Origin of the sequence: Bradyrhizobium sp., assembly GCF_016213215.1 — a bacterium.
Classification (GTDB): Bacteria; Pseudomonadota; Alphaproteobacteria; order Rhizobiales; family Xanthobacteraceae; genus Bradyrhizobium.
Genome location: NZ_JACRAW010000008.1, coordinates 135080 through 148611 on the forward strand (window position 1 = coordinate 135080; position 13532 = coordinate 148611).

Annotated in this window: 13 protein-coding genes; 6 read left to right on the forward strand and 7 right to left on the reverse strand. The window is 60.9% G+C overall.

What is annotated here, in order from left to right:
• Positions 1-108 precede the first annotated feature (108 nt).
• Positions 109-897 carry a helix-turn-helix domain-containing protein gene (locus HY852_RS02480; RefSeq protein ID WP_291602348.1) on the reverse strand — a complete coding sequence of 263 codons (789 nt, stop codon included), beginning with the start codon at positions 895-897 and terminating at the stop codon, positions 109-111.
• Between the two features lie 740 nt (positions 898-1637).
• Here HY852_RS02480 and HY852_RS02485 point away from each other — a divergent pair.
• Positions 1638-1850, forward strand: coding sequence for a DUF3551 domain-containing protein (locus HY852_RS02485; protein ID WP_367116311.1), 213 nt, complete (start codon positions 1638-1640; stop codon positions 1848-1850).
• A 216-nt stretch (positions 1851-2066) separates the two neighbouring features.
• On the opposite strand, the gene HY852_RS02490 is transcribed toward HY852_RS02485, so the two are convergent.
• The 6 genes from HY852_RS02490 to HY852_RS02515 all read right to left on the reverse strand — a co-directional run bounded on the left by HY852_RS02490 (position 2067) and on the right by HY852_RS02515 (position 9969).
• Positions 2067-2855, reverse strand: coding sequence for a 3-hydroxybutyrate dehydrogenase (locus tag HY852_RS02490; RefSeq protein WP_291602349.1), 789 nt, complete (start codon positions 2853-2855; stop codon positions 2067-2069).
• Positions 2856-3221: 366 nt separating this feature from the next.
• Positions 3222-3767 (reverse strand): hypothetical protein, encoded by a 546-nt coding sequence (locus HY852_RS02495; protein WP_291602350.1) that lies wholly within the window; start codon positions 3765-3767, stop codon positions 3222-3224.
• A gap of 123 nt (positions 3768-3890) precedes the next feature.
• A complete protein-coding gene (locus HY852_RS02500; protein ID WP_291602352.1) occupies positions 3891-4820 on the reverse strand; it encodes a DUF2950 domain-containing protein in 930 nt (309 codons plus the stop codon).
• A 5-nt stretch (positions 4821-4825) separates the two neighbouring features.
• Entirely contained in the window at positions 4826-6487 is a 1662-nt protein-coding gene (locus tag HY852_RS02505; RefSeq protein WP_291602353.1) for a DUF3300 domain-containing protein, read from the reverse strand.
• A gap of 109 nt (positions 6488-6596) precedes the next feature.
• Entirely contained in the window at positions 6597-7472 is an 876-nt protein-coding gene (locus HY852_RS02510; protein WP_291602354.1) for an alpha/beta hydrolase, read from the reverse strand.
• A gap of 7 nt (positions 7473-7479) precedes the next feature.
• Positions 7480-9969 (reverse strand): alpha/beta hydrolase, encoded by a 2490-nt coding sequence (locus HY852_RS02515; protein ID WP_291602355.1) that lies wholly within the window; start codon positions 9967-9969, stop codon positions 7480-7482.
• 131 nt (positions 9970-10100) lie between these two features.
• Between HY852_RS02515 and HY852_RS02520 the strand changes: the two genes are divergently transcribed.
• The 5 genes from HY852_RS02520 to HY852_RS02540 all read left to right on the forward strand — a co-directional run bounded on the left by HY852_RS02520 (position 10101) and on the right by HY852_RS02540 (position 13504).
• A complete protein-coding gene (locus tag HY852_RS02520) occupies positions 10101-11027 on the forward strand; it encodes an alpha/beta hydrolase (RefSeq protein ID WP_291602356.1) in 927 nt (308 codons plus the stop codon).
• A complete protein-coding gene (locus HY852_RS02525; protein ID WP_291602357.1) occupies positions 11024-11626 on the forward strand; it encodes a hypothetical protein in 603 nt (200 codons plus the stop codon). The genes HY852_RS02520 and HY852_RS02525 overlap by 4 nt, the downstream gene beginning before the upstream one ends.
• A 90-nt stretch (positions 11627-11716) precedes the next feature.
• Positions 11717-12364 (forward strand): CoA transferase subunit A, encoded by a 648-nt coding sequence (locus HY852_RS02530; protein ID WP_291602358.1) that lies wholly within the window; start codon positions 11717-11719, stop codon positions 12362-12364.
• A 4-nt stretch (positions 12365-12368) separates the two neighbouring features.
• Complete coding sequence (locus HY852_RS02535) at positions 12369-13019, forward strand: 3-oxoacid CoA-transferase subunit B (protein WP_291602407.1); 651 nt, start codon at positions 12369-12371, stop codon at positions 13017-13019.
• A gap of 26 nt (positions 13020-13045) precedes the next feature.
• Positions 13046-13504 carry a MaoC family dehydratase gene (locus HY852_RS02540; RefSeq protein ID WP_291602359.1) on the forward strand — a complete coding sequence of 153 codons (459 nt, stop codon included), beginning with the start codon at positions 13046-13048 and terminating at the stop codon, positions 13502-13504.
• Positions 13505-13532 lie beyond the last annotated feature (28 nt).

Genomic DNA, 13532 nt, shown 5'->3' on the forward strand with positions numbered 1-13532 from the left:
TCTGATGAGATTGTGTGTCGGGGCAATACTTCGGCTGCTTCACCTGCACCACGCCAGGGGACACGATCAAAGGACCTCAAGCCAATGGACTCTGCACCTTGGATGATGTCATCCCTCGGCACCACCGACTTTCGTTCTTCGGGCGCTGCCGGACTGACCGGCCAAGTCGGTGGACGCATGACGCGTAGGCCGACGGCGTTTGCTCCTCGGCACACGTGCGCTCGCCGCACCTATTGTGGTAGGAAAGATCGTGTCAATTACGTCTTCGCTGACCGCTGGCATCTCCAGCGTCAACAGCGGAGGCAGCATTGCTTGCAAACGCTCTGGGCGTCGAAGGCTGAGCCGACGTACCCAAGCCGGCGGTCCGTTTCGCTTCAAAATTCCCTGGGCATGGAGCTTCGAGATTTCGCGGGCGACTGTCTCAACGGTGAGGCCTAAGTAATCAGCGACGTCCTCGCGGCTCATCGGCAGTTCTATTTCCCCGCTAGCGCCGATCCGGTCATTCATCTGCAGGAAGAAGGCCGCCATACGCTCTGCCGCAGCGAGCCGACCAAGCACAACGGCGTGCTCCTGGGCGTGCAGCAGATCCCGCGCCGTTACGGTCGCAAGAATATGAGCATGCGCCAAATTTGTCTGAGCCTTCCGCATGAACTCGAGCCGTTTAGCCCGACGAACTATTGTTGGCTGGACGATGGCTTCGGCGCTCCAACGATTGCGTTGGCTCGGTTCGAATCCAAAAACGTCTCCGGGAAAATAGAAGGCGCCAATCTGACGACGTCCGTCTGGGAGCCTTCTCGACATGCGGATCGCGCCGTTCAGAACCTGGTAGATGTTGGATGCCACATCACCTTGACGGTAGATTTCCTCGTCTATGCGGTACCAGTAACTGCTTCTCATTTTCATATTGCTGCAAATGCGTTGGCGGGCAAACTATACTCCTGATCGCTTGAACTACATCAAGTGGAATGATCGGCGTTGCAGCTCCCTGCAACTCGCGCCTTCGACTTTCCTGCGATCGCTTTCGGGTGATTGCTTGCAGAGAGGATGTATTCCCGCGCCCAAGTGAATCTGCTCGACTAGCTGCGCCGTTTCTCGCGAGCGTAATGATTTCCAGTCGACCACGACAACGGATGGTCGGCTCAGCTTGATGCGCGCTTAGAGCTTTGTTGTTGGCTTAAACGGACAGGTGTGCTGTCGCTTCTCATAGCCGACCAGCACCTGCCCTGTCCACTGGCAAACGAGGCAGTATTGAATGAAACGATGCGGCACGATCCTCTCTGGATCGGCCGTGCTGTTACCGTGAAAACACCCAACGAGAGCTTACGACCAGAACCAATGCGACCGCGCAGGCGAGGAGGAGCCAATATTTCAGGGTAAATGCGGTCGCGATGGCGATCACGTTTTCATCATGGCATGGTACCGCATTGAGCGGATGGTTGATCCTGGTCACCCTCTCATCGATTGCGAATAAGCAGTCGAAGAAGGCTGATCAGCTCGTCAATGCAGCCGTAAGGACCGCTGCCGCACTCTCCACTTTAGATTGCGACTGAGGCGTCGTCTCCCTGCCCCTGCACCGATTAACGTGGATGGACCACACCATGCACCTGCTATATCCGATCATCCTCGCGTTTGGACTCATGGCGGCCCCAGTTCACGCCCAAACCTATGATCCAAGCTATCCCGTTTGCTTGCAGGTCTGGATCCTCAGCGGCAGCTACATCGAGTGCCGCTATACGACCATGGCCCAGTGCAGAGCGTCAGCATCTGGTCGCTCGGCCATGTGCCAGGAAAACCCGTATTGGACACGGCCCCAAGGCTACGGTCGACCTCGGCCGCAGCGGGTGTACTAAGGCGCAACGAACCAGGCGACGGCACCTTGGACCGCCATCATGCGACAATAGCCGGTGGCCACGCCCGCCACCAATTCGCTGGGACCTGATCCATGAATTCCGGCATCGACCCGTCGTCTTCCTTCGAACGACCTCAAGCCAATGGACTCATTTCGCGGGCATCTGCACCTTGGTCGCCGCAGATGGGGCTCCCCTCGCCTCATGGAGCCGAACGCCCTACCCGGCGGTCCACCCGCCGTCGATCGACAGATTGGTCCCGGTGATCTGGGCTGCATCGTCGCCGCAGAGGAAGAGAGCCAACGCACCGACCTGCTCCGAAGTGACAAATTCCTTGGTCGGCTGCGCCTCAAGCAGCACGTCCTTGATGACCTGTTCCTTGGTCAGGTTTCGCGCCTTCATGGTCTCGGGAATCTGCTTCTCGACCAGCGGCGTCCAGACATAGCCGGGACTGATGCAGTTACAGGTGATCTTGAACGTCGCGAGCTCCAGCGCGACGGTCTTGGTGAGCCCGGCGATGCCGTGTTTCGCGGAGACATAGGCGGACTTGAACGGGGAAGCGATGAGCGAGTGCGCCGAGGCCGTGTTTATGATGCGGCCCCAGCCGCGCTTTTTCATGCTCGGCACCGCAGCCCGGATCGCGTGAAACGCCGATGACAGGTTGATCGCGATGATGGCGTCCCATTTTTCGATCGGAAACTCCTCGATCGGCGAGACAAATTGGATACCGGCATTGTTGACAAGGATATCAACTCCGCCAAACGTTCTCTCGCCAAGAGCAACCATCTCCGCAATTTCCGCCGGCTTCGACATGTCCGCAGGCGAATAGACCGCCTTGGCGCCGAAATCTGCCTCGATCTGTCTGCGCACTTTCTCGATGTCATCCGGATTGCCCAGACCGTTCATCACGATGTTGGCTCCTGCTCCGGCAAATGCGCGTGCAATTGCCAGACCTATGCCCGTCGTCGAGCCCGTCACAACGGCTGTCTTGCCACTCAGACCAGTCATGTCCGCACTCCTTCAAGCAAGCTAATCCGGGAAAGCCGTGCGCCTCCGAGAGAGGCATCGATGCAACGGCCAGTTGATCTGAATCAATCCCGCTCCGTCGCGCCATCAGTCGCTTCGTGCTCTGGATAGCGACCGGTGACGATAGATGCGATGCCAGCGAGCATAGCACGTCCGAGCTTTCAATGTTGAAACGGATGCTGGTTTTATTGAGCGAGACGCCGTCGTCAAAGTTCGACTCGCCAGTACGCATTCGGCGCGCGGCGCCCCCTCCCCAACGCGGGGGGCTGAAAATGGAGGAAAACAGCCGGGGCGTGGCGACGACCGGCTGATTCCGAACTCCAATCCATTATAGGAACAGGTCCTACCCTAGGCTGCCGAAGCGCGCTTGAACTGATCCCATGCCGCTTGGTTGGCGCGGTCAAAGGCTGCGCGAGATTCCGTCAAGGCGGCGCTCCAGACGTTCCAGGAGGCCGCGCCAGCCTTGGCGAGTTCCTGGAGCTTTGCTTGCGCGGCAGACGCTTCCGTCTTCATCTGCTCTGCGGTCGCTTCCAGCTTCGCCCGACGGTCTGCCGCAAACTCCGCCGAGGCCGCCTGCATGTTTTCGGCCGCTTCCTGCCAGGCCTTCATCTGCGCGGCTGCGATCTGCTCGAATGCCGACCGCTGCTGGTTGGCCTGCTGCACGAGCTTTTCGAAGTGTTTGTTAGCTTCGCCCTGAAAACCGTTCCATTGCGACTCGAGCTGCTGCTTCGCCTGCGTCCAGGCGGCCTCGCCTTCCTCGGCTTGCTTCTTCATGTCATTGAAGAAAGCATCGCGTTTCGCTCGCAGATCCGCAACTGCCTTGTCCGCGACCGCTCGGGCGTCGGCGGTCAGTTGTGTGGCCTTCCCTTCGAACGTCTCCAGGACGGCATCCATCTCGTCGATCCGTTCCTTGGCCCAGTTCAGGTAGAAATGCGCTTGACTCGCCATCACTGCCTCCTTGCTGAAATTGCCAGAACCACTGTGCCGACTCGCTTCGCGACCGCACAGAACTGCATCTCATTTGCTCGAGGCGTCGACCTTGCTCCAGGTGCGATCAGGGTCGAACGCCGTCATCCGTCTCGCGAGCTCGGCGGTACGCGGACCCAGGTCCTTCTGGTAGACCGCACCGGCATGGTTTACCACGAAAGTCATGACGCCCGAATTGCCATACTCGGCTGGATAGGCGACCAGCGCGAAGCCGCCGATCATCTTGCCCCTGACGACATAATCAAGTTCGCCGCCCGGAGCATTTGGCCCCTGCCGCGTCAGGATGCGGTAGTAGTAGCCATGGTAGGGCCTGGGTTCGCTGCCCGCCCTGTAGCCTTCAGCCGACGCTTGCGCTGCGAGCTCGCCTAGCGGGCTGTCATCTGTCCCAGAGGGCCAGTACAGGCCGTCCTTCTTGCCGGGGCTGCTGACGATCCGCCCTGCATAGACACCGGGCCCTGCCCCGGTGCGATCCTTGTCCGCATATTCGTTTTGTGCATCGACGTAGGCAAGACAGGTTTGAATCGCATCAAGCTCGTTACGTCCGATACGTCGCTGCAGGATCTCGATACGGCCGGCGGCGGCATCGAATTCCCATCCCGCCGATTTTTTCGTCAGCGGGATGGGGAACGGGAAATCCTCCGCGCCCAGGATGAGCGTGGCTTTGCCCTCACCCTCCTGGCTGATCGAATGCTTGTCGTCATAGAGCTTGACGAAGCGCTCCCGCCCGGCGGCGTCCGCTACTTCATCACCGGATCCGATGATGTCCTCGCCGGTCTTGCCCAGCACCTTGACGACGTCCTGCCTGGCACCGGATTTGACCGCGGCGACCAGCGCACCGGCAGCCGCATCCGGGCTCTGAAACGCTTGTTGCGCATGAATAGGCCCGGCGGTCAGGCAGACGATCGCTCCGGTCGCCGCGAGGCACAAGCACCAGGCGTGTGTCGAATGAGAGAGTGCCATCGTCATCACCTTGATTGCGCCGGGATGTGCGCACCAGCCGAAAGCCAGTCCTTGTAGGTGCGGAACTTGAGACCAAGCCTGTCGTAAGAGACCTGCAGGTAGCCGTCCCGTCCCCGCGTAACCGCCTCGGGCTTCACCGTCTCCACCTCCTGGGCGATCACGCCGACATACGCGGTGTTGCCGCCGAGATAGCTGAAGCGATAGTAGCCAAGGCCGTTGGCGAGGTGCCCAAGCAGGACGACGTCATGCTTCAGCGCGAGATCCGAGCGCCGGCCACCGCCACCGCCGCCGCCCCGACCACCGCCGAAGCCGCCGCCACCGCGCATTCCGCCGCCGCCGGCACCCATGCGGGGACCGCCACCGGCGCTGACGCGGGGACCGCCGCCACCCCCTCTCGGCATTCCGGCGCTGGCCATGCTCTGCCTGCCACGCGCCGACTGCGCGCTGGCGGCTCTGCCTGGAGAAACATTGGAGAAGGCGCTGTCGCGGCCACCACCTCGTTTCGCACTGCCTTTTGTTTTAGCGCCCCGATCGGCCGCCTTGGCTCGTTCGCCGCCACCCTTTCGAGCGCCCGCACCGCGGTCGGAAGCGCCGGCACGATCGGCTCCCGCCCGGTCACGCGCGCCGGCGCGATCGGCGCCGCCGCGATCGCCTGCGCGATCACCTCCCCGGTCGCCAACGCGGTCACCCGCACGGTCTCCTGCACGATCTCCTGCGCCCGCACGATCGCCGCCGGGCTTGAGCACCTGGTCGCCGCTTCGGCCACGGAAGTCCATCCGGTCCGCGGCGCCGGTCCGCAGATTGTTGTTGCCGAATCTCTGCTGCACATTGGCGTTGTTGTATCTGACGCCCTGGCGGTGCGCCGGGTTGTGCTGCCAGTTGTTTCCGAAGTTGTTTGTCCTGTTGTAGTGGTTGATGTAGAGGTTGCGGTTGCCCCAGTTGCATCCACCGCCCCAGTAATTGCCCCAACGTCCGATGGCCCAACCGGCACCGAAGGCGAGACCCGCTGCGATCACGCCAGCCCCGATATAAGACGGGTAACCGAAGTAATACGGCGGATAATCCGCATAGGGCCAGGTTCCGTAGACCGTGCCCGGATCGTAATACGGCACGTAGATCGTCTCGGGATTGGCCGACTCGATAACGATCATCTGCCTGTTTTCCTGGGTCTGAACGCTAACCTTCTGCTGCTTGGTGGTGACGAGCTTCTTGTTGTCATAGGCTTTGGTACGCAGCCGCTGGATCGCATCCATCACGTCCGGCTGCTGCGCGAGCACCGCGTCTCCCAGATCCTTGGTCCAGTCGAGCTTTTCGCCCATCATCGCAAGGACGTCCGCGGTGCTCGCAAGCGCCTTGATGCTGTCGTCCCAGGACTGCTTCTCGACCTCTTTCTTCAACGCATCACCCTTCAGCGACTTGCGCTCCTTGAGCCACCGATCGGCCTGCACTACTTCCAATGGATATGTCGATGCCGCCAGCACATTGGCGAGGAGTTCGTCCGGATAGAGCGCGATCGGCGCGACGAGCGCTTCCAGCTGCTGCGGGTTCAGCAAAGGCTGGCCCGTCTGCGCCGCCGCTGCATCGCTCGTGCCTTGTTGCGCCCTCGCCGGCAGTATGACCGCAGTCAGAAATGCGAGGACCAGCAGTGCGCTCCTGAGGATCACCATTGCGCTAGCTCCCAGTAAATACAGAGCGCCTGTCCGAGGCGCCATCCGTGCTGCGTCAATCGATCTTGCGACGACCAGCGCAAAAGTCCGGCGCTGGCGCCTTCTTCCTTCAAGTTGCTCCCTTGCCTCTCAAGCCACCGAACCATGCGCCGAAATAGCCGGCGTAGAGAGCTGGTGCTTCGACATTCATCGAATGTCCGACGCCGGGTATGGTCACGACCCGACAGTCAGGCATCGCCGCCGCCATTGCTGACAGATCCGCTGGTGCAATCCATCCGTCCTTCTCGCCCCAGATCACGAGATGCGGGTGGCTGATTTCTGCCATTCGCCGCTCCAACTCGCGACTTTCCCGCTCGAGGTTGAGATTGAAGGGTGTGCCGATCCATATTCCTTCCGAGACGCCAAAGGTCTGCACCAGGATGCGCTCGAAGAAGGGTTGCAGCTCGCCGAGCCCGGCGCGAAACTGCGGCATCACGTTTGGCGCAAGGCTTTCCGGCACGAACAGGGAGGATGCTGCCGTTGCCATCACTGCGCGGGTGACTTCACGGCTCTTCATCATCGCGCGAAACAGATCGATCTGCTCGTCGTTGAAAGTCATTCCGAGCGGAGTTATCGGATCAAGGGCAAGTACCCTTCCGAAGCGTTCCGGCTGCTCAAGCAGCATGCGCGCTGCGATGATCCCGCCGGTGGAATGGGTCGCCAGGTGGCAGACGGAAATCTTCAGCTCATCGAGAGCCGCCAGCATGTCGGCGGCATGCTGGCGCATCGAATAGTTGGCGTAGTCCTTTGTCGGCAGCGGGCGATCGCTGTCGCCGCAGCCGCGCCAGTCAATTCCCACGACGCGTACGCCGCGGGGAAAGAGCGGTGCGGCCAGATCGATCCAGTCCTTGCTGGCAAGATTGCCGTGGATGAAGAGGACGGTGGTGTCCCCCTCTCCCCATTCCCGCCAGCCCAGCTGGACTTCACCGGCACGCACCTTTGGCATGTGGCACCTACTTGTTCAGACCCGCCGTCGGCGACGGGCCGGGCGGTGTGGGCGCCACCGGCAGAGCGGACACCACCGAACCCTTGATCATGCGATCGGTCGCAAGCGGTGAGCTGGTATCAACGGTGCCCTTGGTCACGAAATCGACCACGTCAACGGGATATGCCACCGGGTTGTCCGTATGGATGAAATGCCCCGTTTCCGGATAGATCTTGAGAATCGGCCGGTTACCCGCATTGGTCATGCGAGTCATGAACGGCGTGATGATGTCGCGTCCGAGGTCCGTCAATCCGTTGAACGCAGTTCCCGGGATGAACGGTTCCCTGTCGCCGAACGCGAGGAAGATCGGCATCTTGATCTGCGTGAGCCGTTCGTAAAGGTTCTTCGGATCGTCCTGCTGCAACTCCGCCACCATGGTGTAGATGTCGAAGATGAAGATATTGGCCCACTGTTCGAGCTCCTTGGGATTACCCTTGGTCAGCCCGACGCGCTGCTCGGTGTGCAAGCGGGCATACTCGCTGTCGCTGTAGAAGTAGCCGCTCTTCGACGCCGACACCGCACCCGTATTCGGATCACGCTTCTTGAAGTAGAAGAAGTCGCGGACGTTCTGTTCCGGACGCGCGATCTCGGCGGCCAGGATTCCGGTCTGATCCCACGTCTGCTTCCACTTGTCGAAATCGCGGGCGAAGGACGCGTCGAACAGGCGTAGCTTCTTGTCCTGGGAGATGGCGATCTCGCGCGGGTACTCCTCCAGACCGGCAGGCGCTTCAAGGGCAAGGCTCTGCACCGCGTCGGGCCAAGTCAGGGCGTAGCCCATGACGAGCTGGCCACCGAGCGAGTGTCCCAGATAGACCGCCTTCTTGACGCCGAGCTGGTTGACGACCAGGTCATGCACGACATCGCGCATATCCTGCATGGTGCGCGCCGGGCTCTTGTCGAGATTGCCGGGCCCGGACATACCATAATGCGGCAGATCGGGCACGATCACGCGCAGACCCATGTTCAGGGCATACTGCATGACGTTGCCGTAGTGGCCGCCAAACGCACCCTTGCCATGGATAATGACAAGCACCTTCGGATCCCTGTCGGTGCCGGCATATTCGTCCATGTAGCCGATCTGCCACGACGTGCCGCGACTATCCTTCGCGTTGGCGTATTTGACCGGATAGGGATAAGTCACGAAGTCCTTCCAGAACGACTTATTGGGATCGATTTTCGCCGCCACGCCCGGCACGCGATAGTTCTTGTCCTCGAACTTCTGCGCCCGGTCGAGATCCGCGACATCATCCATGAATGCAACGAACTTCGGATCGTTCTTCCGATGGTTGATGATCGAGAACACGCCGTAATGGGCGACAGGGCTTTCCTCGGCGATCAGCTGAGCGCCGGGCACGCGGTCAACCGCACGCTCCGCGAGTTTGAAGTTCAACCACAAGTCGTTGGTGATATGCATCACCATGGTGCGGGCCTGGATGCGACCGAGATAGGGGTTGACGTTGTGAGTCTCGCCCACCCGGTTGCGCCAGACGAGATCGACGGCGTCATACAGCTTGGCGCGATTCGTAACGCTGGTGCCGGCCTTCTCGTTCGGCGGGTCCCAATAGAACACTTCAGGCTGCACCGAGGCGAAGCTCTGTGTCGTTCGGAATGCAAAATCGTAACCGGTCAAGCCAAGCACCGACCAGCCGAATGCCACGCCAGGCATCGGATGCTTTTCCTTGGGCAGCTTGTAGTAATCGCCCTTTGTCGATTGCCACACCGGATCGGACTCGATCGCGGCGGTCATCAGCTGGAAGGTCCAGTTGCCGACGGGATCTTCGGCGTCGGACTGCGTGGTGCCGCCGATCGGCATCAGCCCACCCATGAATTCCGGATGCATGACGCCCCAGACATAGGTCTGGGTGCCGCCCATCGAGACGCCGGTCACAAGCGCCGCACGTGCGACCTTCAAATGGTCGCGCAGCATGCGATAGTTTGCCTGCACCATGTCATAATAGCTGTATTGCGGGAACTTGATGCCGAGCCCATCGGACGGTTTGCTGGCGCCCCATGTCCCCAGCGGGTCAACCATGATGACGTAGTACCGATCAGTATCGATCGGCCTGCCCGGGCCGATGATCGGCACGCCGCCCGACAGGGCAGTACCCTTGACCCACTGCTCGTACATGTCCGTCGAATCGCCCGAGTAGTACGAGTTGATGATCACGGCGTTGGTGATTTCACCCGCGGCATTGCGCCGCGCCGTGCCGATCGCGATGTATGAGGTGCGCAGTTTTCCTGCGCCGAGCGACTCCAGCGTCGTACCGCCCTCTCCTCCGTTCTCCCATTTCGAGGGATCGTTCAAATCGTACTTTCCGCCGAGGCGGAAGTTCGCAATCTCGTAGCTCTTCTTCAGCGCGTCATGCTGCATCTGCGAAGATCTGCGAGTATAGGGTTGCGCAGATGCAACAGATATGCCGACACAGACGATCATCAGACTGAGTAGTAGCCTTCGCATGGCATTCCTCCCTCAACATACTGACAGCAGATCTCCAGCAGGCACGATACTTCAACCCATTGCTTGACATACATCAACTCGTCGACATCCAGTCGCGGTCTAGTGCGCGCGATATTGGCGAGAATTGTCGCATGGCCTTTTTGTCTTACGGTTCTCATGTCATTCGTTATGACTTGAGCGGTCCGGACACCGGGCCGGCTTACGTGCTTGTCAACGGATTGACACAATACGCGGAACTCTGGACGGCCTATCGAGACGCGCTCGCGGCGAGGGGCTTTCGTGTCGTCACCTTCGACCTGCTGGGACAAGGCGAATCCGACAAGCCGACATTGTTCATCAGCCAGGACGATCACGTAGCCGTGTTGCGGCTCTTGATCGAACAGCTCGGATCCGGACCAATATTTCTGTCGGGGATAAGCTTCGGCGGCCTTGTCGCGTTGCGCTACGCCATCGAGCACGGCGAGACGCTGAACGGGCTCGTGCCAATGAGCACCTTTGCGGAGCTCTCGCCGCAATTGCTCCTGCTGGGAAATGCGATGCGCACCGGGCTGATCCTCGGCGGGACCGGCTTCCTGCAGGACCTGCTGCTTCCCATGAATCTGTCGGATGCGTGGCTTGCGCCGTTAGTGGGCAAGCTGGACGAGGTGAAGCGGCAAGGGTGGCTGACCAACGACGTCTACGCGCTGCAGAACCTGATGGAGTCCTTTCTCGAGTTCAAGCCGCTCACCCAGCGGCTCGGCGCCATTCGGGTTCCCACAATGATCCTGAATGGGGAGTTCGATTTCCTCACGCCACGTTCGCTGCATGAAACGCTGCGGACGCATATCCCGGATAGCGAGCTCGTGATCATTCCCCGCGCCTTTCACGCTTTCACGCTTGAAAAGGCGGCACTTACCGCGGATCTGCTCGCGCGCTTTGCCACTGACGTGATCGCCAAACGATGGATCGGCGGAGGACGGGTGAGTATCGCTCCCGAAGAGCCCGGTGGCGAGATTACCGCATTTCCAGCCGGTTACGACCACCTGCGTGCCATCCCTGTACGGATTGCGAAACCATGAGCAGGTTCCTTGGTCCCCTCGACCCTGCCGGCCGCGTGCCCGCCCGCCAGCAAACAAGGATATCGGCATTCCTGATCTCGGCGCACGGCGCATTGGCTCGGCAGCTCGCTTTCGCCCTGCCGCCACACCTTCAGTGCGGCTGGGAGACGGAACTGCATGCGCAACTCTATCGGGAGACGGAGATTGTATCCCTGCTCCTGCACGCGACTTCCTGGGTACCCGATCTCGAACTGCCGTTGCTCGCGCTTTCCTGGGAGACATCATGGCTGCCAAAGCCGGTCCCGGGCTTTGACGATGCTGGCCAGGGGGCTCTGATCGATCTGGCGGCGTTCGGCCACGCCTTGCATGCCGCGATCAGGCCGGCTGCGCTGCTGCCGGTTGAAGCACCCGCGGAGGATTCGTTCGTTCTTGCGCTGCGCCGCATTGAGTTCGAGAGCGGCCGGATGATGCAGGCGCAAATCCTGTTCCTGAAAAGCCCGGCATTGTTGTCGCATCGCGATGCCGTGAGCGCCGCCGTCGAGCGCCGTCACGAGGAGGTGCGCATGTTGTGGCTCGGTATGTTGAAAGGCATCGGTGTTGCCGAGCGACAGACATCGTGACACGCTCGGCCGCTCGGCTTGAGGCACATCAAGACTGGCGTTAGGCAACAGCGCACAGTCATTCCTGACACTCTCCAAGGGAGGTGCGCAATGAAGGTCGTTTCCGTGGAACACGCGGTCGCCATGATCCCGGATGGCGCAAGCATCATGATCGGCGGCTTCATGGGCGTGGGAGCGCCCGAACGCCTGCTTGACGAGCTGGCGCGCCAAGGGAAATCCGGACTCACCGTCATCGCCAACGATGCCTGCCTTCCCGGCAAGGGGATCGGCAAGCTCGTCGACAGCGCGCAGATCGCGCGACTGACGGCAAGCCACATCGGGCTGAACCCTATAGCCCAGCAGCAGATGATGGCCGAGAAGATGGCGGTCGATCTCGTTCCGCAGGGCACGCTGGCAGAGCGCATTCGGGCCGGGGGCTGCGGTCTTGGTGGCGTGCTGACGCCGACAGGCGTCGGCACGGTGGTCGAGGCCGGCAAGCGCAAAATCGACCTCGACGGCAAGAGCTACCTGCTCGAAACCGCGCTACGCGCGGACTTTGCCCTTATCCATTCGTTTCTCGCAGACTATCAGGGCAATCTTTCCTACGCACTGACAGCCCGCAACTTCAACCCGGTCATGGCAATGGCCGCGGACACCGTGATTGTGACCGCGGAGAATATCGTGCCGGTTGGCGTCATCGCGCCAGACCACGTGGTTACGCCGGGACCGCTTGTGGATTATCTCGTCGCCAATGGGTGAGATCATGGACGCACAAACCATTATCGCGCGGCGTGTCGCGCTGGAGCTTCGGCAAGGCATGCTGGTCAATCTCGGGATCGGCATTCCGACCCTGATTGCGAACTACGTCCCCGAAGGCCTGCACGTCTTCTTCCAGTCAGAAAACGGCTTGATTGGAACCGGTCCGATCCCCGAACAGGGACTTGAGCATCCATTGCTGACGGACGCAGGCGGTCGGCCGATCAGCGCCCTGCCCGGTGCATGCACGTTTGACAGCGCGACGTCGTTCGGGCTGATCCGGGGCGGTCACGTGGACATGACCGTGCTGGGTGGACTGCAGGTCGACGGAGAAGGACATCTGGCAAACTGGATGATCCCGGGAAAGATGGTGCCTGGCATGGGCGGCGCAATGGATCTGGTCACCGGCGCGAGACGCGTCGTAGTGGCCATGCAGCATGTCGCCAAGGGAAAGTCGAAGATCGTCAAGAAATGCACTCTGCCCCTGACGTCGGCGCGGGTGATCGATCTCGTGGTGACCGAGATGGCCGTGATCGGGTTTCCTGGTGGCCGCGCCACGCTGATCGAAACTGCACCTGGTGTCAGCGTCGCCGACGTTGTGTCCAACACTGAAGCAGAACTGATTGTACCCGCCGCTGTTCCGGCAATGGCGATCTGAGAGCAAACCGAGGCTGGAGGACGAAGATGCGCGTGTTCAACGATTTGAGCGAACTCAAATCAGCCGTCGGCAGCGAGCTCGGCGTCAGCGACTGGCTTGAGATCACCCAGGAGCGCATCAACAAGTTCGCGGATGCCACCGGCGACGAGCAATGGATCCACGTCGACCCGGAACGCGCGGCACGCGAAATGCCGGCCGGCAAGACCATCGCGCATGGCCTGCTCTCATTGTCCCTCATTCCTATGTTCATTCGTTCCATCGTTGGAGTGAAGGGTCTGCGAAACACATTGAACTACGGGGCGAACCGGATCCGCTATCTGTCCCCCGTCGCCGTCGGCTCCCGCCTGCGCGGCCGTGTCGCGGTTGTCCAGGCGGAGGATGTACCGCCAGACGCGCTGCGGGTCGTCTATAAGGTCACAATCGAGATCGAGGGCGGGGAGCGCCCCGCCTGTGTTGCCGAGGTCATTGGGCAACATTATCGCTAGTTGCCGGCTGTGATTGTTGCGGCGTCAT

What these genes read in the sequence shown, in the direction of transcription:
- HY852_RS02480 (WP_291602348.1), bottom strand. Translation starts at nt 897, where the DNA reads ATGAGAAGCAGTTACTGGTACCGCATAGACGAGGAAATCTACCGTCAA.
- HY852_RS02485 (WP_367116311.1), top strand. Translation starts at nt 1,638, where the DNA reads ATGGCGGCCCCAGTTCACGCCCAAACCTATGATCCAAGCTATCCCGTT.
- HY852_RS02490 (WP_291602349.1), bottom strand. Translation starts at nt 2,855, where the DNA reads ATGACTGGTCTGAGTGGCAAGACAGCCGTTGTGACGGGCTCGACGACG.
- HY852_RS02495 (WP_291602350.1), bottom strand. Translation starts at nt 3,767, where the DNA reads ATGGATGCCGTCCTGGAGACGTTCGAAGGGAAGGCCACACAACTGACC.
- HY852_RS02500 (WP_291602352.1), bottom strand. Translation starts at nt 4,820, where the DNA reads ATGGCACTCTCTCATTCGACACACGCCTGGTGCTTGTGCCTCGCGGCG.
- HY852_RS02505 (WP_291602353.1), bottom strand. Translation starts at nt 6,487, where the DNA reads ATGGTGATCCTCAGGAGCGCACTGCTGGTCCTCGCATTTCTGACTGCG.
- HY852_RS02510 (WP_291602354.1), bottom strand. Translation starts at nt 7,472, where the DNA reads ATGCCAAAGGTGCGTGCCGGTGAAGTCCAGCTGGGCTGGCGGGAATGG.
- HY852_RS02515 (WP_291602355.1), bottom strand. Translation starts at nt 9,969, where the DNA reads ATGCGAAGGCTACTACTCAGTCTGATGATCGTCTGTGTCGGCATATCT.
- HY852_RS02520 (WP_291602356.1), top strand. Translation starts at nt 10,101, where the DNA reads ATGGCCTTTTTGTCTTACGGTTCTCATGTCATTCGTTATGACTTGAGC.
- HY852_RS02525 (WP_291602357.1), top strand. Translation starts at nt 11,024, where the DNA reads ATGAGCAGGTTCCTTGGTCCCCTCGACCCTGCCGGCCGCGTGCCCGCC.
- HY852_RS02530 (WP_291602358.1), top strand. Translation starts at nt 11,717, where the DNA reads ATGAAGGTCGTTTCCGTGGAACACGCGGTCGCCATGATCCCGGATGGC.
- HY852_RS02535 (WP_291602407.1), top strand. Translation starts at nt 12,369, where the DNA reads ATGGACGCACAAACCATTATCGCGCGGCGTGTCGCGCTGGAGCTTCGG.
- HY852_RS02540 (WP_291602359.1), top strand. Translation starts at nt 13,046, where the DNA reads ATGCGCGTGTTCAACGATTTGAGCGAACTCAAATCAGCCGTCGGCAGC.